23 protein-coding genes are annotated in these 24,175 nt (G+C 54.5%); 15 read left to right on the top strand and 8 right to left on the bottom strand.

What is annotated here, in order from left to right; all coding sequences use genetic code 11:
• Positions 1-268: 268 nt before the first annotated feature.
• From ACR0JR_RS19100 to ACR0JR_RS19085, 4 genes are all read left to right on the top strand, one after another.
• Entirely contained in the window at positions 269-1,162 is an 894-nt protein-coding gene (locus ACR0JR_RS19100) for a helix-turn-helix domain-containing GNAT family N-acetyltransferase (protein WP_170727899.1), read from the top strand.
• A gap of 364 nt (positions 1,163-1,526) precedes the next feature.
• Complete coding sequence (locus tag ACR0JR_RS19095) at positions 1,527-2,243, top strand: hypothetical protein (RefSeq protein ID WP_480457506.1); 717 nt, start codon at positions 1,527-1,529, stop codon at positions 2,241-2,243.
• 31 nt (positions 2,244-2,274) lie between these two features.
• Positions 2,275-3,483 (top strand): XRE family transcriptional regulator, encoded by a 1,209-nt coding sequence (locus tag ACR0JR_RS19090; protein WP_480457504.1) that lies wholly within the window; start codon positions 2,275-2,277, stop codon positions 3,481-3,483.
• 14 nt (positions 3,484-3,497) lie between these two features.
• Positions 3,498-3,692: a hypothetical protein gene (locus ACR0JR_RS19085; protein WP_480457502.1), complete on the top strand. Its 195-nt coding sequence runs from the start codon at positions 3,498-3,500 to the stop codon at positions 3,690-3,692.
• Positions 3,693-3,860: 168 nt separating this feature from the next.
• Here ACR0JR_RS19085 and ACR0JR_RS19080 read toward each other — a convergent pair whose 3' ends face one another.
• The 4 genes from ACR0JR_RS19080 to ACR0JR_RS19065 form a co-directional block, all read right to left on the bottom strand.
• On the bottom strand, positions 3,861-5,360 hold the full coding sequence (locus ACR0JR_RS19080; RefSeq protein ID WP_480457501.1) for an anti-phage dCTP deaminase: 1,500 nt from the start codon (positions 5,358-5,360) through the stop codon (positions 3,861-3,863).
• Positions 5,361-5,712: 352 nt separating this feature from the next.
• The gene (locus ACR0JR_RS19075; protein ID WP_480457500.1) at positions 5,713-6,501 is read right to left on the bottom strand and encodes an ImmA/IrrE family metallo-endopeptidase; all 789 of its coding nucleotides are present in this window, start codon (positions 6,499-6,501) and stop codon (positions 5,713-5,715) included.
• Complete coding sequence (locus ACR0JR_RS19070; RefSeq protein ID WP_480457498.1) at positions 6,498-6,911, bottom strand: hypothetical protein; 414 nt, start codon at positions 6,909-6,911, stop codon at positions 6,498-6,500. Before ACR0JR_RS19070 ends, ACR0JR_RS19075 begins: the two co-directional genes overlap by 4 nt.
• Positions 6,898-7,497, bottom strand: a complete 600-nt coding sequence (locus tag ACR0JR_RS19065) for a hypothetical protein (protein WP_480457497.1) — start codon at positions 7,495-7,497, stop codon at positions 6,898-6,900. Before ACR0JR_RS19065 ends, ACR0JR_RS19070 begins: the two co-directional genes overlap by 14 nt.
• On the opposite strand from ACR0JR_RS19065, the gene ACR0JR_RS19060 reads away from it, so the two are divergent.
• The 6 genes from ACR0JR_RS19060 to ACR0JR_RS19035 all read left to right on the top strand — a co-directional run bounded on the left by ACR0JR_RS19060 (position 7,496) and on the right by ACR0JR_RS19035 (position 12,377).
• A complete protein-coding gene (locus ACR0JR_RS19060) occupies positions 7,496-8,212 on the top strand; it encodes a multiubiquitin domain-containing protein (RefSeq protein WP_480457495.1) in 717 nt (238 codons plus the stop codon). The genes ACR0JR_RS19065 and ACR0JR_RS19060 overlap by 2 nt on opposite strands.
• The gene (locus ACR0JR_RS19055; RefSeq protein WP_480457493.1) at positions 8,209-8,589 is read left to right on the top strand and encodes an E2/UBC family protein; all 381 of its coding nucleotides are present in this window, start codon (positions 8,209-8,211) and stop codon (positions 8,587-8,589) included. The genes ACR0JR_RS19060 and ACR0JR_RS19055 overlap by 4 nt, the downstream gene beginning before the upstream one ends.
• The gene (locus ACR0JR_RS19050; protein WP_480457492.1) at positions 8,586-9,995 is read left to right on the top strand and encodes a ThiF family adenylyltransferase; all 1,410 of its coding nucleotides are present in this window, start codon (positions 8,586-8,588) and stop codon (positions 9,993-9,995) included. The genes ACR0JR_RS19055 and ACR0JR_RS19050 overlap by 4 nt, the downstream gene beginning before the upstream one ends.
• A gap of 5 nt (positions 9,996-10,000) precedes the next feature.
• Positions 10,001-10,354 carry a ubiquitination-like system serine protease family protein gene (locus ACR0JR_RS19045; protein ID WP_480457562.1) on the top strand — a complete coding sequence of 118 codons (354 nt, stop codon included), beginning with the start codon at positions 10,001-10,003 and terminating at the stop codon, positions 10,352-10,354.
• 282 nt (positions 10,355-10,636) lie between these two features.
• Positions 10,637-11,458 carry a type IV toxin-antitoxin system AbiEi family antitoxin domain-containing protein gene (locus ACR0JR_RS19040; protein ID WP_480457490.1) on the top strand — a complete coding sequence of 274 codons (822 nt, stop codon included), beginning with the start codon at positions 10,637-10,639 and terminating at the stop codon, positions 11,456-11,458.
• Positions 11,448-12,377, top strand: coding sequence for a nucleotidyl transferase AbiEii/AbiGii toxin family protein (locus ACR0JR_RS19035; RefSeq protein WP_480457488.1), 930 nt, complete (start codon positions 11,448-11,450; stop codon positions 12,375-12,377). The genes ACR0JR_RS19040 and ACR0JR_RS19035 overlap by 11 nt, the downstream gene beginning before the upstream one ends.
• Positions 12,378-12,559: 182 nt before the next feature.
• On the opposite strand, the gene ACR0JR_RS19030 is transcribed toward ACR0JR_RS19035, so the two are convergent.
• Positions 12,560-13,510, bottom strand: coding sequence for a RepB family plasmid replication initiator protein (locus tag ACR0JR_RS19030; RefSeq protein WP_480457487.1), 951 nt, complete (start codon positions 13,508-13,510; stop codon positions 12,560-12,562).
• A 689-nt stretch (positions 13,511-14,199) separates the two neighbouring features.
• Here ACR0JR_RS19030 and ACR0JR_RS19025 point away from each other — a divergent pair.
• The gene (locus ACR0JR_RS19025; protein WP_170637909.1) at positions 14,200-15,402 is read left to right on the top strand and encodes an AAA family ATPase; all 1,203 of its coding nucleotides are present in this window, start codon (positions 14,200-14,202) and stop codon (positions 15,400-15,402) included.
• Complete coding sequence (locus ACR0JR_RS19020) at positions 15,399-16,373, top strand: ParB/RepB/Spo0J family partition protein (protein WP_480457485.1); 975 nt, start codon at positions 15,399-15,401, stop codon at positions 16,371-16,373. Before ACR0JR_RS19025 ends, ACR0JR_RS19020 begins: the two co-directional genes overlap by 4 nt.
• 377 nt (positions 16,374-16,750) lie before the next feature.
• Here ACR0JR_RS19020 and ACR0JR_RS19015 read toward each other — a convergent pair whose 3' ends face one another.
• Positions 16,751-17,806 (bottom strand): tyrosine-type recombinase/integrase, encoded by a 1,056-nt coding sequence (locus ACR0JR_RS19015; protein WP_480457483.1) that lies wholly within the window; start codon positions 17,804-17,806, stop codon positions 16,751-16,753.
• A 616-nt stretch (positions 17,807-18,422) separates the two neighbouring features.
• On the opposite strand from ACR0JR_RS19015, the gene ACR0JR_RS19010 reads away from it, so the two are divergent.
• The 3 genes from ACR0JR_RS19010 (at position 18,423) to ACR0JR_RS19000 (ending at position 22,370) form a co-directional block, all read left to right on the top strand.
• The gene (locus ACR0JR_RS19010) at positions 18,423-19,037 is read left to right on the top strand and encodes a FecR domain-containing protein (RefSeq protein ID WP_152459962.1); all 615 of its coding nucleotides are present in this window, start codon (positions 18,423-18,425) and stop codon (positions 19,035-19,037) included.
• Positions 19,031-20,887, top strand: a complete 1,857-nt coding sequence (locus ACR0JR_RS19005) for a CHASE2 domain-containing protein (RefSeq protein WP_480457481.1) — start codon at positions 19,031-19,033, stop codon at positions 20,885-20,887. Before ACR0JR_RS19010 ends, ACR0JR_RS19005 begins: the two co-directional genes overlap by 7 nt.
• A gap of 415 nt (positions 20,888-21,302) precedes the next feature.
• On the top strand, positions 21,303-22,370 hold the full coding sequence (locus tag ACR0JR_RS19000; RefSeq protein ID WP_480457479.1) for a LysR family transcriptional regulator: 1,068 nt from the start codon (positions 21,303-21,305) through the stop codon (positions 22,368-22,370).
• Between the two features lie 58 nt (positions 22,371-22,428).
• Here the strand turns inward: ACR0JR_RS19000 and ACR0JR_RS18995 are convergent, their stop codons facing one another.
• Both ACR0JR_RS18995 and ACR0JR_RS18990 read right to left on the bottom strand, forming a co-directional pair.
• Positions 22,429-22,896, bottom strand: coding sequence for a RidA family protein (locus ACR0JR_RS18995; RefSeq protein WP_480457477.1), 468 nt, complete (start codon positions 22,894-22,896; stop codon positions 22,429-22,431).
• Between the two features lie 20 nt (positions 22,897-22,916).
• Positions 22,917-24,146 (bottom strand): MalY/PatB family protein, encoded by a 1,230-nt coding sequence (locus ACR0JR_RS18990; RefSeq protein ID WP_480457475.1) that lies wholly within the window; start codon positions 24,144-24,146, stop codon positions 22,917-22,919.
• Positions 24,147-24,175 lie beyond the last annotated feature (29 nt).

Raw genomic sequence — 24,175 nt, 5'->3', positions numbered from 1 at the left:
CCTTGGGGCTCACAGCGGTCATGCGGCGGTGCGGCGGGCCAAAATCAGTCTACTTGTACATGCCTTGGTAGGCTGAGCGGGACTGAGCCGACACCGAATGAATGCCGGTTGCGGCCAGCACTAGTTTTGAACTTGGCCTTCACACGAGCTTAACCATTGTACTCTCGGGGACACAGAAATTGCGCTGGCACTACGGTATTGCGCTTTTACTTGACATAATCAAGTAATTCTATTTTGCTTGAATTTATCAAGTAAATGGAATTGCAGAATGGATCACATCTCGACAATTCGCGCCTTCAATCGGTTCTACACACAGAGAATGGGTTTGTTCTCCCCCGACTACGGCGGTAGTGGAATGAACCTCACAGAACTGCGGGTTTTCTATGAGATCGGAGTGCAAAATGGCTCAACTGCCCGGTTGATCGCCAATGCCCTGGACCTCGACGAAGGCTATGTCAGTCGTATCTTGAAGAACTTTGAGCGATCCGGATGGATTCTAAGAAAACCTTCTGAACATGATGCACGGCAAAAGGAACTTCATCTTACTGAATCTGGGCACCAGAAGTTTAGCGAGCTTGTCGACCGGATGGCGCTTGAGGTCCACAAGCGATTGGATGGGGCAGATGCAGGGCGCGTCGCCCGGGCTTTGGAGCAGGCGGTGAGATCATTTGACCTGCCGGGTCCAGTCGAATTTCGCGATTTAACCCCAGGCGACGCCGGATGGGTCGTCAATCGGCACGCCGAGACCTATTACACAGATTATAAATTTGATTACCGCATGGAGATGCTCGTCATGCAGATCCTTGCGGCTTTTTTGCCGATCCAAGGCATTGATGGAAACCGCGCCTTTATTGCTCATAGCGGCGAGACGCGGCTTGGATCAATTTTTTGCATGAATACAGAAGAACCCGGCGTCGCGAAACTGCGATTATTCTTTCTGGAACCCGAGGCCCGCGGAATGGGCTTGGGCAAGCGTTTAATGACGATCTGTCTGAATCACGCGCGTGCATCAGGGTTCAAACGCATGACGTTAATGACCCACGAGACACAGGTAGTCGCACGCGCGCTCTACGCTAGATTCGGATTTACTTTGACAGAGCGCATTTCCGGGTATCACTTTGGCAGTGAGAGCGTGCAAGAAACCTGGGACCTCACACTTTGATCTCACAACTGGGCTTTGCGCTAAGTGCGGCCGCGCATAGACAACCAGACATTCGCTGCACGGCGTCGCTTGAGCAAAATGGGCTCTTCGAGGCCATCGGATGCATTGCAGCATCAGCCGAAAGTTCAGTCTGAGGGATTGTTGCGGACGGCCCATACCCGCCGTTCGTCATCATCAAGACGCTGCATTGCCGCGTTGCCAAAAGCAGACCTTGGTTCCAAAGGCACCCACGAATAGGACAAATGCGGCTTACCCATCGGGTTGATCCACTAAATGTGCCTCGTCGAACTACTGCCCTGTTGACATAACGCAACTCTGAACGCAAAAATCCTTAAAAACGCAATATCGCAGAATCGGAGCAGTCATGGGGGATTTTGTGAAAACCCGCTTTCCAGTCGCCATTTATCGCGGCCTTGTCATTGACCTTGAAGACCGTCTGCGCGGTGAGGCGCTCAAAGCGCACCGGATGATCCAGGATCATTCTGGCCTCGATTCCCGACGCGCACGGGCGCTGGAAGGCCTCTCTCGATTTCACATGATGGAAAAGGGATTTCAGGAAGTCTGCGAGCTTCATGGCGGTTCGCTTCTTGATGGCGGCATCATCCCCGGCACTGATTTCAAGGTTTACCAACCGTTCATGCGCTTCGAACATGGAGGGCAAGGATTCATCCTTGGCCTCGCCGCCATGCCGGAACCCAACAAGCTGCCGGTGAAGAACAAATCTCGGAAGGCTGGCGTTACACTGAACTATCGTCTCTCGCCGCACTTCGACTTTGACGGAACTGCACCCAAAGTCGGAGATATCTGCATTCTGTTTCTTTTTGCCCGTGATCCCGAACAGGCGGGCAAGATCAAAGAACTGGCCATCGGGGTCATTGATTCAGATTATGAACAGTACCTGTTTTACGAACGGATCGACCAGTACCTCGCGGATGATGGGGATGTGTCGGAACCTAGCTCGCCGTTTCCCACACCTCCTGCGTCGCCTGCCAGCGGTGCTGTCCGCTTGAAACGCACAATAAAGACCTTTGTGCCACCAGAAGCGCCATCTACGGATGACGAAAAGGACGGTAAGGCGTAAAGGGTGCCATCGGCACTGACAGGAGGGAAAAATGCGTGTGGGAACACCCGGCTTCGTGCCGGAACGCCTCGTTGAGGCCCGCGCAGCTCGGCGCGTTCAAAGTATGAAAGAATTGGCCCGCATGTTGGGCGTAAGCCCTAGCTCGGTATCGCGTTGGGAAACCGGCAAACAAGCGCCCGAAGCGGATGCCTTGGCAGAGCTTGCTAAGGCTTTGCGCGTTCGGCGCGAATTCTTTTTGCGCCCTGTATTCGATAGCCCGCGCCCGATGTTTTACCGCAAGCTGGTCAGCACACTAAAACGCGACCGCGAATATCAGGCATCCCAGGTGAACTGGTTGCATGAGATTAGCGATGTCTTGCAGCACTATGTGGATTTTCCGGAACTCGATGTCCCTGACGTTTTGGACGGAGCCAGCTACAGCCAGCTCCGGGATGAGGATATTGAAGACATTGCGGGTGAGCTGCGTGCCCATTGGCAGTTGGGGGAAGGCCCCTGCACCAATGTTGTTGCCGTGCTAGAAAAGATCGGTTGTGTTGTCGGCTCTATCGAGATGGGCACCTCAAAGCTGGACGGAGTATGCAGTTGGTCGAAATCGGAAGACCGGCCTCACATATTGCTTTCTTCAGACAAGATGAATTTACCTCGGCGCCAGATGGATGCGGCGCATGAACTGGGCCATGCTGTTTTGCATAGGAGCGTCAGCGCCGAAGCGTTGCGCGACGATCTGAAGGAGATCGAGCGTCAGGCTTTCCGGTTCGCCAGCGCATTTTTGATGCCTCAGACCACCTATGTCCCGGAGGTTCCGAATTATTCACTGGCCGGGCTGCTGTCGCTGAAAGAACGCTGGCGGGTATCTGTAAAGGCCCAAATCAAGCGCCTAGTCGATCTGGAAATCATCCCTCAGGACCACGCAACGCAGCTCTATAAAACCTATTCTGCCAAAGGCTGGAACCGGCAGGAACCTATGGACAAGGAATGGGCGGTGCCAAAGCCGCGTGTGCTGCGTGATGCTTTGTGCCTTATCGTGGATTCCGGCACGCGTACCAAAGAAGATTTGTTGTCCGTCGAGTTCACCATGCACCCCGGTGATATCGAGAACCTGGTCAATCTCCCGTCTGGCTGGTTTAGCAAGAAGACCGGTGATGTGGTGTCTCTGACCCTGAAATCCGATGCTTCGCGCGAAACCAGTTCCCCTGCAGGGGGATCGGTCATCCAGTTTTCAAGACGTGAATCGTCGTAACAGAAAGCCAGGTCATGCGTGTACCCATCGACATTTCAGAAGAGGATTTGGATGGCGACTACGGGACAGTACCAGGGCTGGTCATCACCTGCACCCGCTGTCGCCACTCGGTGGAAGTATTTGGGACAGAAGATAACTCGGTGAAGCGGGGTGCCGTCATGTTACGGGAAGAATGCCCGTTCGAAGAAGACAATTTTTATACCGCATGACGTCGAGCCAATCTGGAACTTCCGCAATGTTGCGGTTGCCTCCGTTTTCGACACATTAGCCGCGTGTACATGCTCAATTTCCATAAGCTGCAAATGTCATGAAAAATGCCAAATCGCGCCCTGTTTGCGCTGAGCAAATGCGACGCAAGACAGTGACTGATGGCAGAACTAACTGTAGAGGTTTTCAATTATCGCGAAGAGCTCTCGCGGAGTGCCCCCAACTTCTATGTTGCCTAGGCGAGGAGCGGCGCACCCTTCGTACCATTTTTCGACCTCTCCCTCGTCAGTCTGTCGGCTCCCCTTCTCAAAAATGTCGCGGTAACGTCGCGGAGAGATGCCATAGAAATGTTCGATCGAAACTGTGGCTGCATCGGGCGTGTCCGGCACGATGATATCCTCAAACAGGCTCTCAGTTTTGCTCTTTGGGTACGGCTCGATAAAAACAATTCGTTCGACACCTGATGCCACGAGATGCTTTGCGCAGTTATGGCACGGATATGTCGTCACAAAGATGGTCGAACCTTTGACAGACCTACCAAGACGCGCAGCGTCCGCAAGTGCATTCATCTCAGCATGAACCATACGCCCGTACTCAGTGACACCTGAAACAAGCGACTTCTTGATAGCCTTTCGATGATCCGGGTCGTTCAAGATCTCTTCAACTGTACGGTCTTCGGTTATTAGCCCTTGCTTCTTCAGGATGCCCAGGAAATCAAAGATCATGCGGTTGATCTCATTCTTGTTGGCTTCACCCCCAAGATCAATGTCGCGTCGCTTGTTTTCCTCTTCGTCCCAGTAATTGCCTCCGCCGTACTTTGGAACTTCATTGCATCCAATAGAAATAAGATCGCCCGACGGGGTGCAGATAGCCGCACCGACCTGTCTCGACAAATCAACTGACTTCAGCGAAGCAGCCTTGGCCATGTAGCTACCGAACTCATCTGAAGTTGGCGCCACGTTATTTCTTCCGAAGAATGCTTTGATGAATCGTTGGCTGGAGTGCTCAATTGATGCTTCAGAGGTTCCATCGAAGAAAACATCTCCGAGATGGAAGATTTTTGAAATCCGCTGACCTCGGTCTTCGGCTTTTTCGTTTTGATCGATGGCGATCAACTGATCCGCATGCTGCTCACATCTTTCATTGTCCCAACCATGTTGTTCAGTCCGAATTCTTCCGATCAACGAACGTCTTCGTTGTTCCAAAGGGGTGACAACTGAGACCTGCACAAAGCGTTTTCCGAACGCCTTTGTGAGAAGCTCAATCTCTTCGGGCAACTTAAGTTGGTCGATGATGAATGCATGCTCATCAAGCGGTACAACGGCTTGCTCATCCAGTCTTGCCTCATCTGTTTCGCCGCTTGCCGAAGCGGCGGAGCGCCTAAAATCGACAATTTGCCTGATAGCCTCGGATGCAAGAACGGCATTATTGCCAAACGCCTCCCGAACCGCATTGCCCTTCTTGATCTTTTTGTGGAGTACGGATGTGGGAGCTTCCGCAAAGCCTGTGCCCTTGGCAGTCAGTAGTCGATCCATCTCCTTGCTGAGAGAAATCGTTGTCGGGGTGTAGTCCATCTTCTTCAGCGTTGCTGCAAGGCTTTCGCTCGCTTCGTGGATCGGGCATCCGATTGGACCAACCAAACCAAAAACTAGCTCGACACGGCTTCGCATGAAGGAAACTTTCCATAGTTATCAACACAATATTTTGCCTATTATTACGTTCCGTCAAGGCAAGTCTTGATTTGAACGGGCCATTGCATCAAAGTGATCATGCTTGGTGGGGAGGCAACGATGGACCATGAAATGGATCAAAATGTGATGCAGAGCAACCAACCAAAGGCCCAAGCACAAGACGATCAGACGCGTGATCTAGAAAAGGAGCGCCGAGTCTACGAACGTATGCTAGAACGGCAATCCGAGGCATCACGTCAGTATAGTATGGGAAAATTTAGATCTGCGTGAGGCTGGTCTAGGTACACGCTGAATCCTACTCAAGTGGCTAATCCATTGAGTTCTATATCTTTTAGCGCGCCATCATATACTCACTCTTGAGAACCAACAGCGTCATGATCTCGTCATCTCCTACGCGGAATGACTGCTCACATAACTCATGTCGGTCGGCGCCCTCGGTATCGAACCAAGTATCCGCGTCCATAAGTGAAAGCGAGATGTCGTCTCGGGCACCCTTATGCAGAATATCGTAGGCATTGCTTTGCGGATCGAGGGTCCGCCGCAGAAACCACCGCTCCCCGACACTCTTTGATCGCTTGAACCAGTTTAGGCCCCCGCGGCTGTAAGAAGCCAGAAGGCTCGGTTCGAAGTCAAGATCCACCAATCTATATGCCATGGCCGTCTTGCTGACAGAAAAGGCGTCTGAAAGAAGACGCACGGTGCGCATGTCGAGTTTCTTGAAGTCGCTCAGTGCGCTCTTGAGCATGAACTCTGGCATCAACAGCTCTGAGGCGAACCGGTTCGCACCCTTCTCCCGAGACAACCCTCGTTCCCGCCCCTTACTACCCCCGATATCCTCTTTGGCACAAAACAGATGTTCTCCCCTATGCCATTCCCAGTGCCCCAGTTCGTGTGCAAGGGAGAACCTCTGGCGCCGAAGATTTCCGTGAGCGTCGTTCACCGCGATTATCGCGCGGCCGACGTCGGCTCGGCCATGGATGCAAGCTTCACATCCATCCATTTCCCGATAGTCGACCTTGGCACCTTGAAGCCAGGCAATGGCTTCAAGGTTAATGTCTTCAGGTCGCTTCAAGCGCAGCGCCTGGAGGATCTCCTCAGCACGACGCGGAGAATGGGTCATTCATCGTCGCCCTTTTTATCCGGCCACGCATCATCGTCGAACAGATCTTCCAAGTCTTTCTCAATCCCTTTTCGGTCTCTCTCGGACAGCTTCTTTCCATGCCGCGCGGCTATCGTATCCGGCATAAAGCTGTCGGGTCTGCTCCCTGGCGTACGCCAGGTCATGGAGACGACATTCTGGTCGCGCATCGCACGATCCTTGTCAGCGGCGACCTTCGCTTCCTTCATTGCCATTTCGGCGACCTCGTCTTTCGCGTTCTCCAGCCAAGCTCTCATGCGATCACCGAAAGCGGCAATATCTTCCCCGGCCTCTTCAGCCTCCTTCCGAACATCCTCGTCTGACGCCACGGAGATTGCTTTGTCGATTTCCTCCGCCAGGCGATCTTGAAAAGTTCTTTTATCTTTCGCCATGAAGCATCTCTTTCATTTCCGGGTGGGCGTTTCGTGTCCTTCTAATCCGCTGCACCACAGTGTTGTATTTCCTTTCGTCCCATTCAAAGCCCGTCATGATCTCAGACTTCGACTGCCCTTCTTCCAGAGCAAGGAGGTATAGCTGTGCATCCTCGTCCTTCTCAAAAAGCGCTATGAAGCGCTCGAAGAGCGCCATAAAACGTGCCATGTATTCCTTCTCGAGAAGCTCACTTTCTTGATTGCTGGACGAAGGCATGTCCTCCAAAGCATCCATGTCTTTGTCGGTGTTCTTGCGAAACCCGATTTTGGGGCGTTCCGACGCAATGCTACGCGTCACACCGGAAAGAAAGTCCATAAGCGCAACACCTTTGGGCCACCGGCGCGTCCCGGTGATCTCGCTCTTCATCACCCTTAGGACGGCCTCTTGGAGGACCTCTTCTTCGTCACCGTCCCGGTTGTTCCGAATGCACCAGTTCCGTGACTTCTGGAGGAGCTTTCTCAGCGCGACGTCATCGCGGAAAAGAAGGTCCAGCTCGTCATTGAATTCTTTGAGGGTGTGGAATTCCTCGGGTGTGTCTTTCGCCATGCCGATCGCCGTCGTCGCTGCTCTTCAAAGTTATATGCGCACCAAGCGAAACTCCGCAGTCAAGAAAATCAAAAAAACTTCTAAAGGCTGCGAACGCGAACCCTCTTTTGCCGCGCATACACCTTTGAAGGCGCCGACAACCGGCGTCGAGCAGACAAAAAGAGGATTTGCTGCCATGACTGCAGAAAACACCGAAATCGAAGACCTGCTAGCTGCGCTGAAGGCAGGCTGCAAACCCCGCGATCACGGACCCTACAAAGTCGAAGTCGGGGATCACGACTTGAAGTTCACTGACGCCGTCATTGAGGATCCGACGCCTACAGGCCGCCAGATCATCGAAGAAGCAAGCTTTCGCAAGGCCGAAGAGCACCTCGTGTTCCAGGTGCTGCGCAACGGTGAACTCGAGGAACTGCGCCTCGAGGAAACCACGGATCTGCGTCCCGGCCAGGTTGAGCGCTTCCTGGTCTTCCCGAGCGCGGAATCCTTCCGCTTCGACATCGATGGCAAGCGTCTCGAGTGGGGCCACAAGGTCATCAGCGGGCGCGTGCTCAAGAAGCTGGCCGGGGTCGATCCCGCCAAGTTCGCCGTCTGGCAGGTGATCCCCGGCAAGGATGACATCTTGGTTGGCGATACAGATCTGATCTGCCTCGCGGATGCGGGCCTGGAGCACTTCTTCACCGGCGTGCCCCAGACCACGGAAGGGGGTGCGGCATGAGCCTCCTCCCCCGTCAGGATCGCCGCTACCTTGAGGCGCGCGGCATCAACGTTCGCGAGGTCATCGAAGGCGGAAAGAAGGGCGTGATCCTTACTGGGATCACGCTGCCAGAAGGCAAGTATCAGGTCGCCCTGGCGGATATCCTAATCCTGCTGCCGCCCTCATATCCCGAGGTCGCGCCCGACATGTTCTACGCCGTGCCGCATCTCAAGCTCCTTGCCGGCCAGCGTGAGCCCCGTTGCACGCAGGTGCGGGAGACTCATGCTGGCCAGACTTGGCAGCGCTGGTCTCGCCACAACAACCAGTGGCGTCCCGGCATTGACGGCATCTGGACCATGCTGAAGCGGGTCGAAGAGGCCCTGGAGGTGGCGGCATGAAACGCAGCGATATCACTCTCCATGCCCGTCACCGCGACAAGCTGCAGGCGCTGCTTGCGCACCCCCGTGGGCACGAAGGCGCCGCCTACATGCTGCTCGGCAAGAGCGAGATCGCACAGGATCCCTGGGATCTCGAGCCACGGACCCGTTACACGTCCTACGAGGTCATCGCGATCCCGCAGGAGGACCGCGTCGATGCCAGCGACAAGCATGTCACCTGGAACACGAACTCCTTCGCTCAGCTGTGTCGCCGCGCCAAGGAGGAAGGCTTGGTGCCGGCAATCGTTCATAGTCACCCAGGAGGCTTCGATGGTTTCTCGGAACAAGACGATCGCAACGAGTGCGACCTTTTCACCATGGCCCGGAACCGGAACGGTGAGGGGACACGTCTGGTGAGCGTCGTGCAGGTCGGTGACAGCCTGTACCGGGCGCGGGTCTGGGAAGACGACATGACACCTCTGCCCTGTCATCGCATGACTACCATCGGCACCCGGATAGAGATCCAGTCTACCGACGTGCCGCCCCCGTCGGAAACTTTGGCCCGACAGGCACTGGCATTCGGCCCGGAGATCAACGGCCTCCTCAAACAGCTCTCCGTTGCCGTGGTTGGCTGCGGCGGCACCGGAAGCCCGGTGGTCCAACTCCTCGCTCGCCTCGGCGTGGGGCGCATTGTGGTCATCGATGATGACGTGGTCGAGCATTCCAACCTGAACCGCCTGTACGGCGCGACCCGGAAGGATGCCGACCACGCGGTGCCCAAGGTCGACGTCATGGCGCGCGAGGTGACGATGATGGGTCTCGACATCGAGATCCGGTCGATGAGCGGCTGGGTGGATGCGCCGGACATCCGTGACGCGCTGAAATCCTGCGACGTCATCTTCGGGTGTACGGACGATCACGCCGGGCGCCTCTACCTGAACCGCGTAGCGCATTTCTACCTGATCCCGGTCATCGATGTCGGGCTAGTCCTGATGCCCCGTGACGACGGTGAGCCAGGCCTCCTCGAGATGGCCGCGCGGGTCAGCGTGCTGTTTCCCACGTCTGCGTGCCACGGTTGCCGCGGCACAGTCGATCGCGTCAGGGCCCGCGAAGAGGATCTTGAGCGATCGGACCCCGCCGAATATGAACGGCAGAAGACCGAGGCCTACGTCCGCGGCGCGGGCAATCCGGCACCGGCCGTCGTGACCTTCACCTCCGAGGCTGCCACCATGGCGGTGAACGAACTTCTTGCTGGTCTCGTCGACTTCCGCGGTAGCGGTGGATGGACATGGCAACGCTATCGCAAGCTCGACAAAGGCTTCGAGCGTTCTCAAGCGGCGCAGCCCCGGTCCGACTGTCCGGTTTGCGGCAGCGAGGAATACTGGGGGCTCGGCGACGTCGACCCGTTCCTGGATCGCATCGGGTGAGTGCCATGATGATCGACATTCTGCGGAAGAGCCTCGAGCTCTTCCGTCTGATACCGCGAAGTGACCTCGTCGCCAAAGTAACACCCACACACCCGACACCGGATCAGATCGTGCCAGGAGAGATGACTATTGTTCGGGATGGCGTCGACAAATGGGCCTGTTTCCGCTGCCCTGGAGGGTGCGGCGAGACCGTCAAGCTTTCTCTCAGTAAGAACCGCAGGCCCAAGTGGACGGCCATGTCAGACTGGCTGAAGCGACCGACAATCTCACCGTCGGTTCGGCAGACTAATGAGTGCCGGTGTCACTTCTGGATCCAGCAAGGGCGGATCGACTGGTGTAAGGACAGTCCTCGCCGTTAGCTTCACGGCACATTCATTGCGCAACTTGAGTTCAGAAAAATGGATGATGGTTCTGAATGACTGCTTTTCTGAATTGCCAGAGTTTGTCGCGCGAATGCAGCGAACTTCCGCTTTCCGCCCTTGGCACCGGAATCTTCCATTTATCCCAGGTATTCCGATGGGTTTCCGCGTGGCGCTGTGTTTTTAATAATGTGTTATTCTCAGCGCTATAGACGCTTTAAAGATGTAGTTTTCAAAGAGATCCTCTTGCCTTTTCTTTGAAATTATATGATTTAGGGCGTCATGAACGCTGGAAGATCGCAAAATCTGAAGAAAGTTCTCGACTCAGTGCCCGCGGGATATCTCGTCGATGCCAAATGGCTCACCGCCCATGGCATAGCCTACGAAACCTTTCGCGACTATGTGAAACGGGGCTGGCTCGAACGCGTTCACCGCGGCGTTTTCCGCCGACCTGTTCCCAATCCGCCCGCATCAAACACCGTTGACTGGAAGGCCTGCCTGATCTCGATGCAACATATCATGGGCTATGATATTCATGTCGGTGGCAAAACCGCTCTCTCACAACTGGGCTACGACCACTACCTGCGTTTGGGCAACAACGCCCCCGTCTGGATCTATGGCTTCAAAATACCCAACTGGCTCACGAAGCTGCCACTCAATGCGCCTATAGAAACGCGCAATACGTCGCTGTTCGCTGACCAGGCACTTGGTGTGACAATTAACGACATAAAATCTGAAAATTCCCTCCCGTGGGACTGGCAACTGCGCATGTCGACCCCCGAGCGGGCGGTTATGGAAGCCATTGACGAATTGCCGGACCATGAGAGTTTTCACAACCTCGACATGGTGTTCGAGGGCTTGACGACGCTACGACCTAAGTTGCTCTCGGCACTCTTGCTGAGCTGCAAAAAAATAAAGGTCAGGCGCCTCTTCTTCGTTTTTGCGGATCGCCACAATCACCCTTGGCGCAAACGACTTGATGCTGACGCCTTCAATCTCGGGAAGGGGGATCGAGCATTGGTCGAAGGGGGTCGGATACATCCGCGATATCGCATCATGGTACCCGAAGAGTTCGTCACGACAGGGGCAGAAAATGGCGCGTAGGAATTATGAATCCCAGGTCGCCCTTCTCGTGCGTGTATTGCCTTACGTCGCGAAGGAAGAGATATTCGCGCTCAAGGGCGGGACAGCAATCAACCTATTCTATCGCGAACTACCGCGGCTCTCGGTTGATATCGACCTGACATATCTGCCGATCAAAGAGCGTGAACAGAGCCTCGCCGAGATCAACGAAGCCATGGATCGTATCGCTAAGTCGATCGAACAGGGCATCAATGGGGCCAAGGCTCAAAGAATAACGGGAGGTGGCGGCGGGGCCACCCGCGTACTTGCGCGTCTGGAAGGTGCAGAAGTCAAAATCGAGACCTCGCCAGTCACGCGCGGCGTTGTTCACGACCCCGAAACCCGGGCGGTCTCCGACGCTGTAGCAGATGCGTTCGGCTATGCAGAAATGCAGATCGTCTCATTCGAAGATTTGTTCGGCGGCAAGCTTCACGCAGCCGTGGATCGCCAGCATCCACGCGATCTTTATGACGTAAAGCTTCTCTACGAACACGAAGGACTAACGGATGATCTGTTCCGGACTTTCCTGATCTACATTGCCTGTTCGGCACGTCCGGCACACGAATTGCTGAATCCCAACCTGATTGCCCTAGATCAACCTTATGTGCGTGAGTTCGCGGGCATGACTAAGTCAGCCGTCGGCCTGGATGACCTACTGACGACGCGCAACCAACTGATTGCGGATATCCAATCTCGCTTCGACAAACCCACCAGCCAATTCTTGCTCAGTCTGCAGGATGGCGCGCCGGATTTCGCCGTAATAGATCGACCGCAGGCCGCCAATCTTCCCGCCGTGCGTTGGAAGCTTCTCAATCTGGAGCGCCTAATCCGGGACAACCCGAAAAAGCACGCCGAGCAGAGGGAAGAACTCGAAAAACTCCTAGGTCGCCTCTTCGACTGATTGAAATTCAGAGTTCGACCAATTGAAAGCGCGGGCACATTTCCGCACCGCTTATTGTCACTGCGTACAATGCCGAGAAATTCGAACATCTGCTTACGATTCCGGGGCGCATTCTTCTCCGTCTTGGGAGACACCTGTCATCAGGTCAAGAATCGTCAATCGGTAGGTAAGCCGTAAGGCCGTCAAATTGGGTTGGCTTCAGCGAATTTCCGAATGTAGGCGAGAAATGCACGGTCAGGGTCTTTGGGTGGTTCCATTCCTGCTGACCAATCACGCCATTGGCCCTCAATGTAGTAGATGTCATACCCCGGATGGCGCAGACGAGCAGTTTCGTAGGTTTCGGTCTTTAAGGCGTCACCTCTTTTTTCTAGCCAGGCCGGACGCGGTTTGATGCTTGGAGCAACAGGCACATGAACGTTTTCTTCCTGTTCTTGAGCTTTTGCCTTACGTCCAACGGACGAAAACTTTAGAGCGCGTTCCGCAGCCCCCTGCCCTTCTCCGTCCTTTTTCCACCAGCGCAATTCGACGTGAGTCACACGGCGCCCGGTCTTTATTGGATCGATCGCCACCATGTAATCCGACAGCGCATTGACTTCAGCAACTGCAGGTTCGATCGCGCGTAGCTTCAAGTTACTCCAGTTGGTTAGCTTCCCCTTTGGTACACCTAGAATCCCGCGCAGGTCATCGACGGAAAACTTCTCGGATGAGCGCCAGCGCAGATTGCCGCGCTTCTGTACGATCTCATATAACGTTAGCGCATACTTCGAACTCAGCGCGAACATGATCTCGCGCTGTAATCGGGCAAAAACTGTCGAATTGGAAATAATTTTGCGCAACCGAGCCGGGATCTCGTATTCAATTAGCCCATCGCTTCGCACTGTTTCCACGTTACCACCCAGCAACTGGACCCGCTCGACCGCAGGTTCGCCATCCCATACAACTTCCACTTTCACAATGGCGGACATCAATCGCTCAATAGACTCCCCTACCCTGTCGTTCGAATTATGCGACCCACGCAGCATGGATTTCTGGATAACATGGCTGACAGGCTTGTCGATCGCATCCCAAGCGTTTTCCAAAAGCTGATTGTAGATCCGCCGATCGTTAAGCGTCAGCGGTGTTACCTCAATCACGTCTACAAGCTCACCAGGCTTGACCAAGCTTTCAGAATTTGGCCGTGCGTCCAAAGTGCGGTATGGTTTTTTTGACATGTACTGCCCAACACCTAATTATTACTTTTGTATGGCGTATGATGTAAGCATAGACATCACTGTTGTCTCGGTCCAGCACCCAATCTGTAATTTTTCGAATCAGCATCGAGTCTCGCGCGATTCGAAGGAAGTCTCACAAACCCCAATAAAACAAGGGTTTTTCGAATCACCTCACCCGTCCCCAAAAGTAGGATTTAGGCCCTTCCCGAAATGTAAGCTTTAACCATCCGAAACGTAAGGTAAAGCACCCCAATCTGTAAGGATTTGCGCCCGATATGTAAGGGAAACATATCATAAAGCATTGATTTTAAATCAATAACACTCCTACGAACAATTGAACCCAGGAATCTTGAACAAGATTGTTTTTTATATTTGGATTTTTTGGGGGATTGGTACCAGGCAACATCGTCAGACATCAACTTCACCCGTATTAGATGTTCTGAGTTAGAATGTTGTTACTATTGACCTCCGGTTACCCCCAATTTCCGATCCTGTGGCCTTTGCCTTCGAATTTCCCATTTTTTACATGATCTGCCTCAAAAACCACACTTGAGCCGATTCACCATTCCGGGCATGATTCACGAAAGGCAGATTTCTACAGGACAAAACCTATGACTACCTCCCCCTTGCCCCCTGTTGGGTTGGAAGAGATTGAGCAACTATCTGATCGTGCCAGTACCGTTATGGAGCGATTGCGCGATCGAGTATTCTCCCCTGACACTGAGAAAACGCTAAATCTAAATTTTAATGTTCGCTCCGCAGCCGAGATGGTAGGTCGATCAGAGAAGTTAATCCGTGATGCTGAAGCGGACGGCCGCTTGCCTGAGCCGGAAAAAGACCCAGTCACTGGAAGAAGGACCGGGTACTCACTGTCTGACATAAACCGGATGCGGGAAGTGTTCGGTACACTACCTCATCGTGCAACAGATGATCCAACACTGGTTTTGTCAGTTCAGTCATTCAAAGGTGGCGTTGGAAAGTCGACGGTAACGACCCATCTTGCCCAATTCCTCGCGCTCAAAGGCTATAGAGTTTGCGTTATCGATTGCGACAGCCAAGCTTCAACGACATCGATCTTTGGCCTTAATCCTGACATTGATGTGGATGAAACTGAAGATACGCTTTACCCATTCTTTCAGCATGGTGGGCCGCAGACGCTTCATTATGCTTTACGCGCTACGTATTGGCCTGGCATTGCGCTCATCCCTGCAAACCTCGGTCTCTATGACGCTGAGTATGAATTCGCAGCTCGGATGGCCAGGGATCAAGTTTTTGTGTTGGACCGTTTGCGAGATGGGATCAGCACCATAGCCGATCAATTCGACGTAATCCTTCTAGACCCCCCGCCTGCGTTGGGAATGATTTCTCTTTCAGTGCTTCGAGCAGCAAACGCGATGGTGATCCCTGCCCCGCCGAACAATATCGACTTTGGATCTACTGCCCATTTCTTGAAGATGATGGGCGCAACGTTGAATGAACTAGCTCAACATGGCGGAGCTCGTGACTATTCGTTTGTCAAGATTCTGGCTACCAAGATGAACGACAACAAATCTGCGCATGCAGCCATCAAACGAATGATGGACGCGGTTTTTCCCCAAGACATGTTGGCCAGTGTTCTAAAAGACAGCGCCGAGATTGATAACGCCACAGCGAATTTGGGCACAGTGTACGAGATTACGGGACCAGCAGCTCGTACAGAAACCCACAAACGCTGTCGGGCATATCTGGACGCGGTGGGACGCGAGGTTGAAGTTTTGATGCGCAAAACCTGGCCCAGTCACCATGCTGCATTGCGCAAGGAGGGAGTGTTATGAGCAAGAAACATGACGCAATTTTCGATGACGTACTAAGCGGTCTCGATAGCGGCCCTGCCCCCAAAGCCGAACGCGCTGGCGCTCGCTTTCTAAACCGCTCTAACAGGGTTGCGGAACGGATGTCGGGGGATATCGAGGAGAAGTCCCTGAGGTGGGTTGATCCCGGAGAATGCCGTATGTGGGAACGACATAACCGGGCGTATGACCTACTATCGGAGGACAACTGTCGAGATTTGATTGACGGAATCCGCAGTCAGGGTCGGCAAGAGTTTCCAGCTATCGTGCGCAAGACAAGCGATCCAAATCAGCCGTATGAAGTGATTTGCGGTGCACGGCGGCATTTTGCAATCAACTGGCTACGCGCAAATAACTATCCACAGTTTCGCTACTTGGTGGATGTTCGAGAGTTGACCGATGAAGAAGCTTTTCGATTGGGCGATATCGAGAACCGCGACAGAGAAGATATCTCCGACTATGAGCGTGCTCGTGACTATGCAGACGCTGTGACTCGCTACTACGGTGGTAAGCAAAAGGCGATGGCCGTACGGCTAGAGGTCAGTGAGGCTTGGCTTTCACGTTATCTGCAACTGGCCAAGTTGCCGAACGAGATCGTTGAGGCATTCCCTTCGATCCGAGAGATCAAAGAACTGCACGCCCGTACGCTAAAACCGTTTCTGGGTCGGCCCGAGGATCGTGAGAAACTGTTAGAAACTGCGAGGCAGATGGCAACGGATGGGGTCAGCCGTGACGGCGTGCAAGTCATGAATGTCTTCAAGGCAGCGTTGAAACCTCCCGCTTCGACAAAAGCAGATCCAGTGACTCTTCAATCGTCACCCGAAAAGCCTGCGATGACTTACAAGCGCAAAGGCAAAAAGATCGTGTTAGAGTTTCCGACCGACGTACGCAAAGATGAACTGCAAGAGGTATTTTCGATCTTCTTGGACAGGCATTTTGACACAGATCGAGACTGATCTACTGAAGCGAAACTGGAAATTGCCAATTGGCAATTTCCCTGCAATGTTGGTCTTTCGAAAAAATTGCCAATTGGCAATTTTGGTAATCCCCTCACTCAGAGGTCGTTTTAACCACTCGAACTGGCTGCAAATCTGCCGGCGCAACCGAAACGTTTGCCTCGGCCATTGAAGAGGCTTTCATCCGCGACAAGCCCAATAGCTGAAGATTGGAATTTGATCTGCGTAACTTGAATGGAATCCAGATGAGCGATCACGCTTCAGAAACGAATCCAACAAATGAGCAAACGAATTCTTGCCAGCGAATATTCGGGTTCGGAGCTGTTGGCAGGGAGTAGGGCGGCCTTATGGTGCGAGTTGGTTTTTTTGGCAAACGGTTACCCCAACAGGTCCGTTGCCGGGTTATCCGCGATGTCCACATCGTCGTAATATTTCTGCGCCTGGGCCATGGAGCGGTGCAGCGACAGGCGCATCGCGGCCTGGATCGGGGCGCCGTCCAGCGCGGCTTGTGTCAGAAAGCCGGACCGCAACCCGTGGGGGGAGGCAAAATCCTCAGGCAATCCCGCCAGTGTCAGCCGATGCTTGACGATCTGATAGACAGCGTCCGGTGAAAGCCGACGTTTCAGCACACGATCCGCTTTTGAGACTGGTCTGAACAGAGGCCCGGTCTTAATCTGTCCGATCTCGATCCAATGGACCAGCGCCTGGGCTGCGCGGCCTTTCAGCACCAGCCGCGGCGTTTCACCTTTGGTTGTCGTCTTGGTCTCCAGCAGTGAAATCCAAACCAGGCTTTTCTCGTGGAACTCCTTCAGCGAGACGTCTTCAAACATCAACCCGGTGATCTCCGAGCGCCGCCGTCCACCAGAAGCCCAGCCCAGCATCAGGATCGCCCGGTCTCGGCAATCCCTGCGGGATCCGCGGCAAGTGGCCAGCATCTGTTCGAGCACCTCGCGGGTAATCGGGTGCTGCGATTTTGGGGCAGGGGGCCGGGCGGCAGCGCGGCGGGCCTTGGCACGCGCCTGTTTCACCTGTGGCGCATCAAATGGAGAGGCCAGGTTCTTCATACGGTGAAACGCCAGCCACGAGGCGATGCGACGATCCAGCGTCGAGGGCGCAGGGCAGGCGAGGGACTTGCGCAGGCCTTGGTTGATCAGCGCTTCGGCCGCTTGGCGCGCGACGTCGTCTTGTGGCGCGTCGTCCAGATCGCGCGCATGATCGAGAATGAAGGCCAGCGCCGTGGCTTCGGATTCCGGCCAGCGCAGCGCCAGATCGAATCGGGCCGCTTTCCACGCAGTCACGTAAAGCAGATCCCGTTCATATGCCCGCAGCGTGTTTTCCGGTGTGCCGCGCACATAAAGATCAGTGAGCGCCTCCTGATCTGTGTCCGAGAGGGCAGGGGCGGCGGCGGGGAGGTTTGGGGCAGGGGGCTTCATTGTCGATTTTCCCTAACCTGTAGACTGTTCTTGCTTGTTTTCACCATGTTTCATGGTTGGCCTTGTGCTGGGTTGGTCCTTTAAGTGTAGACTCGGATCTAATTTGTGCCGGTACTTGTTTACAAAATTGCAGGCTTCTGTTCTGCATCGACAAAGATTTGCTGCCGGTGCGGGGCAGGGGTCCAGGGGTTTTGGACCAAACCCGTCGCGAGTCCAGTGGTTAAGGAAAACCGACACATGAGGCACATTCTGCGCGCATTTCCCGGCAAAATCAATCAGTCATGATAAGGGGTACTTATCAGATATAATGTGGATTTGGTGATGTGGCAAAAGTAACGATCATTACTGCCAGATTATGAGCACAAAGTGGGTAGGGTGGTTTCTATTACAGCCGAAATCAAAGAGTCTGCTGTAAACTCTTTCATCAATTCCGACGCGAACGCAGACATTCCCCATTTCGTGAGTTTTGCGTGTCCAATCTGAATCGGGGACGAGGGCGGGCGTTGATTGAAACCAGCAGTTTCCCACCCATGCGACAGAAACGTAAGGCCGACTTTGGTTGACCTCTCGTGTCATACTCTTCAGTCTGGTGAGTATCTTCAGCCGCGAGGCCGCAATGATTCAAAAAAGCTTGCTTATTATCCTTCTTATTTATTCCTGGATCGGGTTGGCCGGTTCGGTCGGCGCTCAAACACAAGGCATCTGTGTCATAATGCAAACGGATGGGCAGGCAGTCGTTTCTGCCCGAGGAGCAGGCGCCCAACCTGCAGTCGTTGGTTTGGGTTTGGGGTTGAATGCCAAGCTGCGCACGGAAGCCGATGCAAGGGTTACCATGGCCTGCTATGATGGGCTTGAAGTTGTTGTAGGCCCGGAAAGCGAGATCGACGTGCTTGGTCTATTGGATCATGAAACGCGCCCCTTTGGACTGCGACTGATCGATGGCATCGCCGGGTTTCTTTTTTCTTCGGAAGACGGAAACGGCGTCCAGGTCAGAACCCCTTCTGCTGTTGCCGCGGTCCGTTCCACCGAGTGGGCGATGCGAGTCGAAAACAGTGCAAGCGCCATCTTCACACGTGAAGGCACGGTGTTTGTTTCTGCAGATGACACCGTTGCGCAACTAAGCCCAGGCAAAGGCATTGATGTATCCTCCTCTGGCGAAGTTGGGGCGGTCACGGATTGGGGATCGGCGCGCATTGAGGAATTCGATGCACTTCTCGGGGCGGAATGGTAGCACGCGACGGGTTTCGACGCGCACGACGCATCACTGGGGTGATCGTGCTGCTGTTGAGCTTGTTGATCGCGATCTGGCACCCCGGAGAACGCAGTGAGTTCTGGCAAGGAGTCGAAGGTCAACTGCTTGACACCAGGTTCTTTTGGCGCGGCCCGGTCACACCCCCGGACGGTGTCGCAATCATTGCGTTTGACGATGCCGTGATGGCACAGCTCGAAACATTTCCGCCGTCTCGATCAGCCTTGGCGGAGGCGGTGACGATTGCCTCAGAGGCGGGTGCCGCAGCAATTGCTTTGGACTTTCTGTTGATTGATCCTCGTGGGGGTGACGAAGGTCTTGCTGAGGCATTGGCAGGTGCCGACGCAGTTCTTGGGGTAGCCGAGGCACCCGCTGATGCGTCTCTGCAAGATCTCCAGAGCGGCGATTTTTCTGTTGTGATTGCCCCTGAGTTGGACAACCCACTGCCCGCGTTGGGACCGGCTGAAACCCTGCGCGGTGTGGCATCGATCGGACATGTGAACCTGCGCCATGATCCCGATGGAGCAGCACGTCGGCTTTTTGCTGCGCAGTATCTGGCAATTAAGGACGGCAACGCATGGTATCCGCCGCTCGCCCTTGCGGTCCTCAAGGCGGCGGATAATGAGCTGGACCTGCAGTTGCGATCATCCCGAACAGGCGGGCACCTGACAGTTGGGGACACCTTGGTCACGCTGGACATGCAGGATGCCATCCCCCTGAACTTTTACGGGCAAGAAGGGACGATCCCGACCTATTCTTTCGCAGAGCTTGGGGAGGCAAACCTGCGGGACAAGATCTTGTTTGTCGGGGCCACGGCGACCGGGTTCGGGGACCGGCACGCTACGTCCTACGATGCCACCTTTCCCGGCGTTGAGCTGCATGCAACTTTGGCTGCAAACGTGATCGAGCAGCGTTTTCTGCGTCGTGACGCGCTGACATGGTCATCGGACATCGCGGTGGCGCTGATCGCAGCCACGCTCGGATTCTTCGCCGCAAGGTTGGACCGGCCCTGGCTAGGGGTTTTGGCGACCGCTACAGTGTTCAGCGTGCTGGCCCTCATGCTGCAGGCTGCATTCGTCGTTGGTTGGTGGCTGGACGGGGTCACAGCAGTCTTCTCGCTGCTGCTCGGAGCTGGTGCCGGCGCCGGGCTGCGGCTCATGGAACATCGTCGGCGTGCTGCTAACCTTGCGCTCTATCAGTCGCCCCTGCTCGTAGAGCGACTGGCAGATGCAACTGATCCCCGCTTCGAAGCCTCGGCAAGACCCGCCGTTGTTTTGTTTGTCGATGTCGCTAACTTCACGACACATTCCGAGAGGCTTGGCCCCGAGGGCACCGCCGATTTTTTGCGGCTGTTCCACGGGCTTGTCGAACAATCCGTGGAGCCGCAGCACGGGATCATCGCACATTTTGCGGGAGATGGCGCGATGGTCGTCTTTGGGCTGCCGGAACCCGGCCCGGACGATGCTATGCGCGCGCTGTGCTTCATCGATGCGCTGTATGTGGCGATTGGCTCAAGCCCGGACTGGCCCGGTCTCGGGATACGGGTCGGTGGGCATGCGGGCCCGGTCCAGACCAGTGTAATCGGCGGCAAGCGCCACAAACAACTCGCAGTGAGCGGTGACGTGGTAAACACAGCCAGTCGCCTGCAGGAGTTCGCCAAATCTCAAAACGCCGCCATTGCCCTGTCCAGCGCACTTCTGGAGCCAGATCCGCGAACGCGCGAACGAGCAGAGAAAATGGGATTGCACCCAGCCGGCCAACATACGCTTCGTGGTCGGGTGGAGCCGATTGACATCTGGACAGGACTGCCTCCAGGTACAATCCAAACCTAGCCCAGCTTTTGCGGTGCCCTTAATTGCTGGACGCTTGCTCAAAAAAGTGAGCAAAATCAGTGAAAGATTGTGCCTTTTTGTTTCTGGAAAATATCATTAGTTACTGGACCATCCCATTAAAACCCGGGCGGTGCGTCCTGTGGATAATTCGCTTGGCGGTTAGACGTGAACGGGGAAATTGATCCAGTAAATCGCTCACGGGGCGTATGTGCGACTGCTTGTTGGTGGCCTGTGGATATCCGAGAATTTAGGGTACAAAAACGAGGTAAAATCATAAGAATGTATCTGCGTCCAGAAATTAAGGGCACAGTGACAGCCTCCCTCGATTAAAATCCGTGATGGCATTAACACCGAGATCTCCTGGCCAAAAGATTGCCACAAAGCCGTGCAGACGCAATGAACTACCTCATTTTCGATGCATGATCGGGATCGACACTCAACTCGAAAAATAGATTCTGTGCATGTAGCGTCATATAGTATTCGTAGAATCTATTACGGTCAGGGCATGACGCATTCCAACGCAGCTTCCGGGTTTTCCCTCAACCAACTGGATCTCAACCTGCTTCGTGTTTTCGATGCAATCATGCGCGAGCGAAGTATAACCAGAGCGGCAATGCGCCTGGGTAGAACGCAACCATCGGTCAGCCACGCGCTGAATAGGTTGCGCGACATCTTGGGCGATGAGCTATTCCTGCGCGTTGACGGGCAAATGGCGCCAACGCCCCGCGCAAAAGATTTATCGGTGACGATCAGCAAAGCACTGTCAGACGTAAACCTCGCGATTGAACAACATCTGCATTTTGAGCCCAAGTACACGACGCGAACCTTTCGGCTGTGCGTGTCAGATTATACCGCTGTTGTGGTTCTGCAGGCCCTAATTCAGAAATTTATTACCCAAGCCCCGAAGGCCAAATTGAACGTCGTGCATGCACAGAACTTCGAAGTGGCCTTGAAGTTGCGTAAGCGCGAGATCGATTGCGCGATCGTCGGGGATTACTCCGGGAACGATCCGTTGATTGAACAGGAGCTTGTGTCCAAGGACCGAATGGTTTGCGCCGCCTGGTCCGGCAACACCAAGCTCAAGGATATGACCCTTCAGCGGTACCTTGATGCACAACATCTCCAGATTTCATCTGATGGTCGCTCATCAGGCATGATGGATCGGGCGTTGAAAGATATCGGATTAAGCCGCACTACGATTGCTGTGACGCCCTATTATATGGGGATACCCTATGTTCTGGCGGGCACAGATATCATGACCGTGTTTGGCGAAGGCACGTTGCTGGCATTGCCGCCCGACAGTGACCTCACAATCTTTCCTCCGCCCGTAGAACTACCTGACCTCAGGGTCGAATTGCTGTACGAAAACTCGGTGTCGCCGGATCCGGGGCGAGAATGGTTAATGAACGTCATTCGCGAAGTCGTGGGGCAACAGGACAGCCGCAAAAAGGCGCTTTACAAAAAGATGCTAACGGTGATTTAGCAAACTAATGTAGCGTTCTGCTGGCATCATCTGGCAAAATGCTAAATCTGAATTGCCATCACTCGATTTCAAAGATTGCCTCGACTTCAACACTGGCCTGAAGCGGCAGCGAGGACACACCCACAGTGGCGCGCGTGTGACGACCGGCATCACCAAAGACGTCGACCATAAGGTCCGATGCCCCGTTCATGATTGGTGCGTGATCCGCAAAATCGGCATGCGCGGCGATGTAGCCACGCAGCTGAGATACACCCGTGACACGATCAAGCGATCCCAGTGCGGCTCTTGCCTGGGCCAATACGTTCATTGCACAAGCTCTCGAGGCCGCAACGGCATCTTCGATAGTTGCCCCTGTACTGACGGCACCTTTCGATACAAGCGTGCCCTCGATATCCAGACACAGTTGACCTGAGATGTACAATTGATTGCCGGAGATCTTGGTGGCCACATAGTTGGCCACAGATTTCGGGGGCTCAGGGAGCATAAGGCCCAATTCCGAGATCCGCGCTTCTGCATTTGTTGTCATTTTTGTGTCCTTGAATATTGTCAGGCGGTTTTCTGATGGTTTTGAAAGGCCGCAACAAACCGGTCCAGCCCGCTTTGAAGCGTTATCCGGGCCGTTGCCAAGTTAAGACGGATATGGCCTTCGCCACCGGGGCCAAGCGGCTTGCCGGGTGTGACCGAGATCCGCGCCTCTTCGATGATGGCATTGATTTGGTCGTCCGAGAGGCCCAGCCCTCGCATATCCAGCCAAGCAAAATAGGTGGCGTCCGAGTCAAAAACCGTGATTTGTGGCAATGCATTCTCGAGCGTGTTGCGCAGAAGGGCGTGATTGCCTTCGATATAGCCCATCAACGCCCTGCGCCACGAGTCCCCGCCGCGTAGGGCGGCCTCGGTCGCGGCCTGCCCAAACATGCACCCTCCGAAATAGAGGTTGTTTTTGGCCAACCCGCGCTCGAATGCCTGGCGGTACTTGGGATTATCGATGATCACCAAGGAATGCTTGGTGCCGGTCAGATTGAAACTCTTGCTGGCCGATGTCAGCGTCGCTGAATTAATTGCCGCGGCCTCGGAAATCGAGGCGAACGGAGTATACTTGTGATCTGCTTTGACGAGGCCAAAGTAAACTTCATCACTGAGAACAAAGATGCCCCTGTTCAGGCAGAACTCGTTCAGCGCACTTAGCTCGTCGTGGGTCCAGGCACGCCCAACGGGATTGTGCGGGTTGCAAAGGAGCAGCATCTTGGTGCGCTCTGTCACTACTTGGGCCAGCCCGTCCAGATCCATGACATAGCGGCCATTTTCTACCTTGAGCGGGTTGGCCAGCGGAACACAGCCGCTTTCCCTGATGATCTCTTCAAAGCAGTGATGCACGGGCGACTGGTATACGACCTCGTCATCCGTCTGGGTCAGTTCCTCAAAGAATGGCTGCATCGACGGATAGATTGCGACGTGGCTGTAGATGGAGTCTCGATCAATCGTCCAGCCGTGGTTGCGTTCAAAGTGTCCGATGATCGCATCGAAATAGCTTTCCCGCTTCTGCGGATATCCAAAATGCCCACCCTGCGCGACGCGGTTGATAGCGTCCTGAACGGCGGGGGCGGCCTTGAAATCCATCTCGGCCGTGCCAAAGCACAGCCAGGAGGGATCGTTCCTCTTGGCTTGTTCAAGCTCCCATTTTTTTGTGCTCAGACCCGTGCGATCGAGCGGAATTTCAAAGCCGAAATTCGTGCTGTCGGTCGTTTCCTGAATGGCCATGGAAGGAGATTGAAGCATGGGGTTTCCTGTTCTTGCTCGTTTTCGTC

The sequence above is a fragment of the Ruegeria sp. AA3 genome (genome assembly GCF_056542905.1).
The sequence above is the reverse complement of the archived record's forward strand: the minus strand, read 5'-3'. Positions and strand labels throughout refer to the sequence as shown.

What these genes read in the sequence shown, in the direction of transcription:
- ACR0JR_RS19070 (WP_480457498.1), bottom strand. Translation starts at nt 6,911, where the DNA reads ATGGCGAAAGATAAAAGAACTTTTCAAGATCGCCTGGCGGAGGAAATC.
- ACR0JR_RS19100 (WP_170727899.1), top strand. Translation starts at nt 269, where the DNA reads ATGGATCACATCTCGACAATTCGCGCCTTCAATCGGTTCTACACACAG.
- ACR0JR_RS19015 (WP_480457483.1), bottom strand. Translation starts at nt 17,806, where the DNA reads ATGAAGCCCCCTGCCCCAAACCTCCCCGCCGCCGCCCCTGCCCTCTCG.
- ACR0JR_RS19035 (WP_480457488.1), top strand. Translation starts at nt 11,448, where the DNA reads ATGGCGCGTAGGAATTATGAATCCCAGGTCGCCCTTCTCGTGCGTGTA.
- ACR0JR_RS19020 (WP_480457485.1), top strand. Translation starts at nt 15,399, where the DNA reads ATGAGCAAGAAACATGACGCAATTTTCGATGACGTACTAAGCGGTCTC.
- ACR0JR_RS19000 (WP_480457479.1), top strand. Translation starts at nt 21,303, where the DNA reads ATGCATGATCGGGATCGACACTCAACTCGAAAAATAGATTCTGTGCAT.
- ACR0JR_RS18990 (WP_480457475.1), bottom strand. Translation starts at nt 24,146, where the DNA reads ATGCTTCAATCTCCTTCCATGGCCATTCAGGAAACGACCGACAGCACG.
- ACR0JR_RS19025 (WP_170637909.1), top strand. Translation starts at nt 14,200, where the DNA reads ATGACTACCTCCCCCTTGCCCCCTGTTGGGTTGGAAGAGATTGAGCAA.
- ACR0JR_RS19040 (WP_480457490.1), top strand. Translation starts at nt 10,637, where the DNA reads ATGAACGCTGGAAGATCGCAAAATCTGAAGAAAGTTCTCGACTCAGTG.
- ACR0JR_RS19045 (WP_480457562.1), top strand. Translation starts at nt 10,001, where the DNA reads ATGATGATCGACATTCTGCGGAAGAGCCTCGAGCTCTTCCGTCTGATA.
- ACR0JR_RS19095 (WP_480457506.1), top strand. Translation starts at nt 1,527, where the DNA reads ATGGGGGATTTTGTGAAAACCCGCTTTCCAGTCGCCATTTATCGCGGC.
- ACR0JR_RS19085 (WP_480457502.1), top strand. Translation starts at nt 3,498, where the DNA reads ATGCGTGTACCCATCGACATTTCAGAAGAGGATTTGGATGGCGACTAC.
- ACR0JR_RS18995 (WP_480457477.1), bottom strand. Translation starts at nt 22,896, where the DNA reads ATGACAACAAATGCAGAAGCGCGGATCTCGGAATTGGGCCTTATGCTC.
- ACR0JR_RS19055 (WP_480457493.1), top strand. Translation starts at nt 8,209, where the DNA reads ATGAGCCTCCTCCCCCGTCAGGATCGCCGCTACCTTGAGGCGCGCGGC.
- ACR0JR_RS19080 (WP_480457501.1), bottom strand. Translation starts at nt 5,360, where the DNA reads ATGCGAAGCCGTGTCGAGCTAGTTTTTGGTTTGGTTGGTCCAATCGGA.
- ACR0JR_RS19090 (WP_480457504.1), top strand. Translation starts at nt 2,275, where the DNA reads ATGCGTGTGGGAACACCCGGCTTCGTGCCGGAACGCCTCGTTGAGGCC.
- ACR0JR_RS19060 (WP_480457495.1), top strand. Translation starts at nt 7,496, where the DNA reads ATGCCGATCGCCGTCGTCGCTGCTCTTCAAAGTTATATGCGCACCAAG.
- ACR0JR_RS19065 (WP_480457497.1), bottom strand. Translation starts at nt 7,497, where the DNA reads ATGGCGAAAGACACACCCGAGGAATTCCACACCCTCAAAGAATTCAAT.
- ACR0JR_RS19075 (WP_480457500.1), bottom strand. Translation starts at nt 6,501, where the DNA reads ATGACCCATTCTCCGCGTCGTGCTGAGGAGATCCTCCAGGCGCTGCGC.
- ACR0JR_RS19050 (WP_480457492.1), top strand. Translation starts at nt 8,586, where the DNA reads ATGAAACGCAGCGATATCACTCTCCATGCCCGTCACCGCGACAAGCTG.
- ACR0JR_RS19010 (WP_152459962.1), top strand. Translation starts at nt 18,423, where the DNA reads ATGATTCAAAAAAGCTTGCTTATTATCCTTCTTATTTATTCCTGGATC.
- ACR0JR_RS19005 (WP_480457481.1), top strand. Translation starts at nt 19,031, where the DNA reads ATGGTAGCACGCGACGGGTTTCGACGCGCACGACGCATCACTGGGGTG.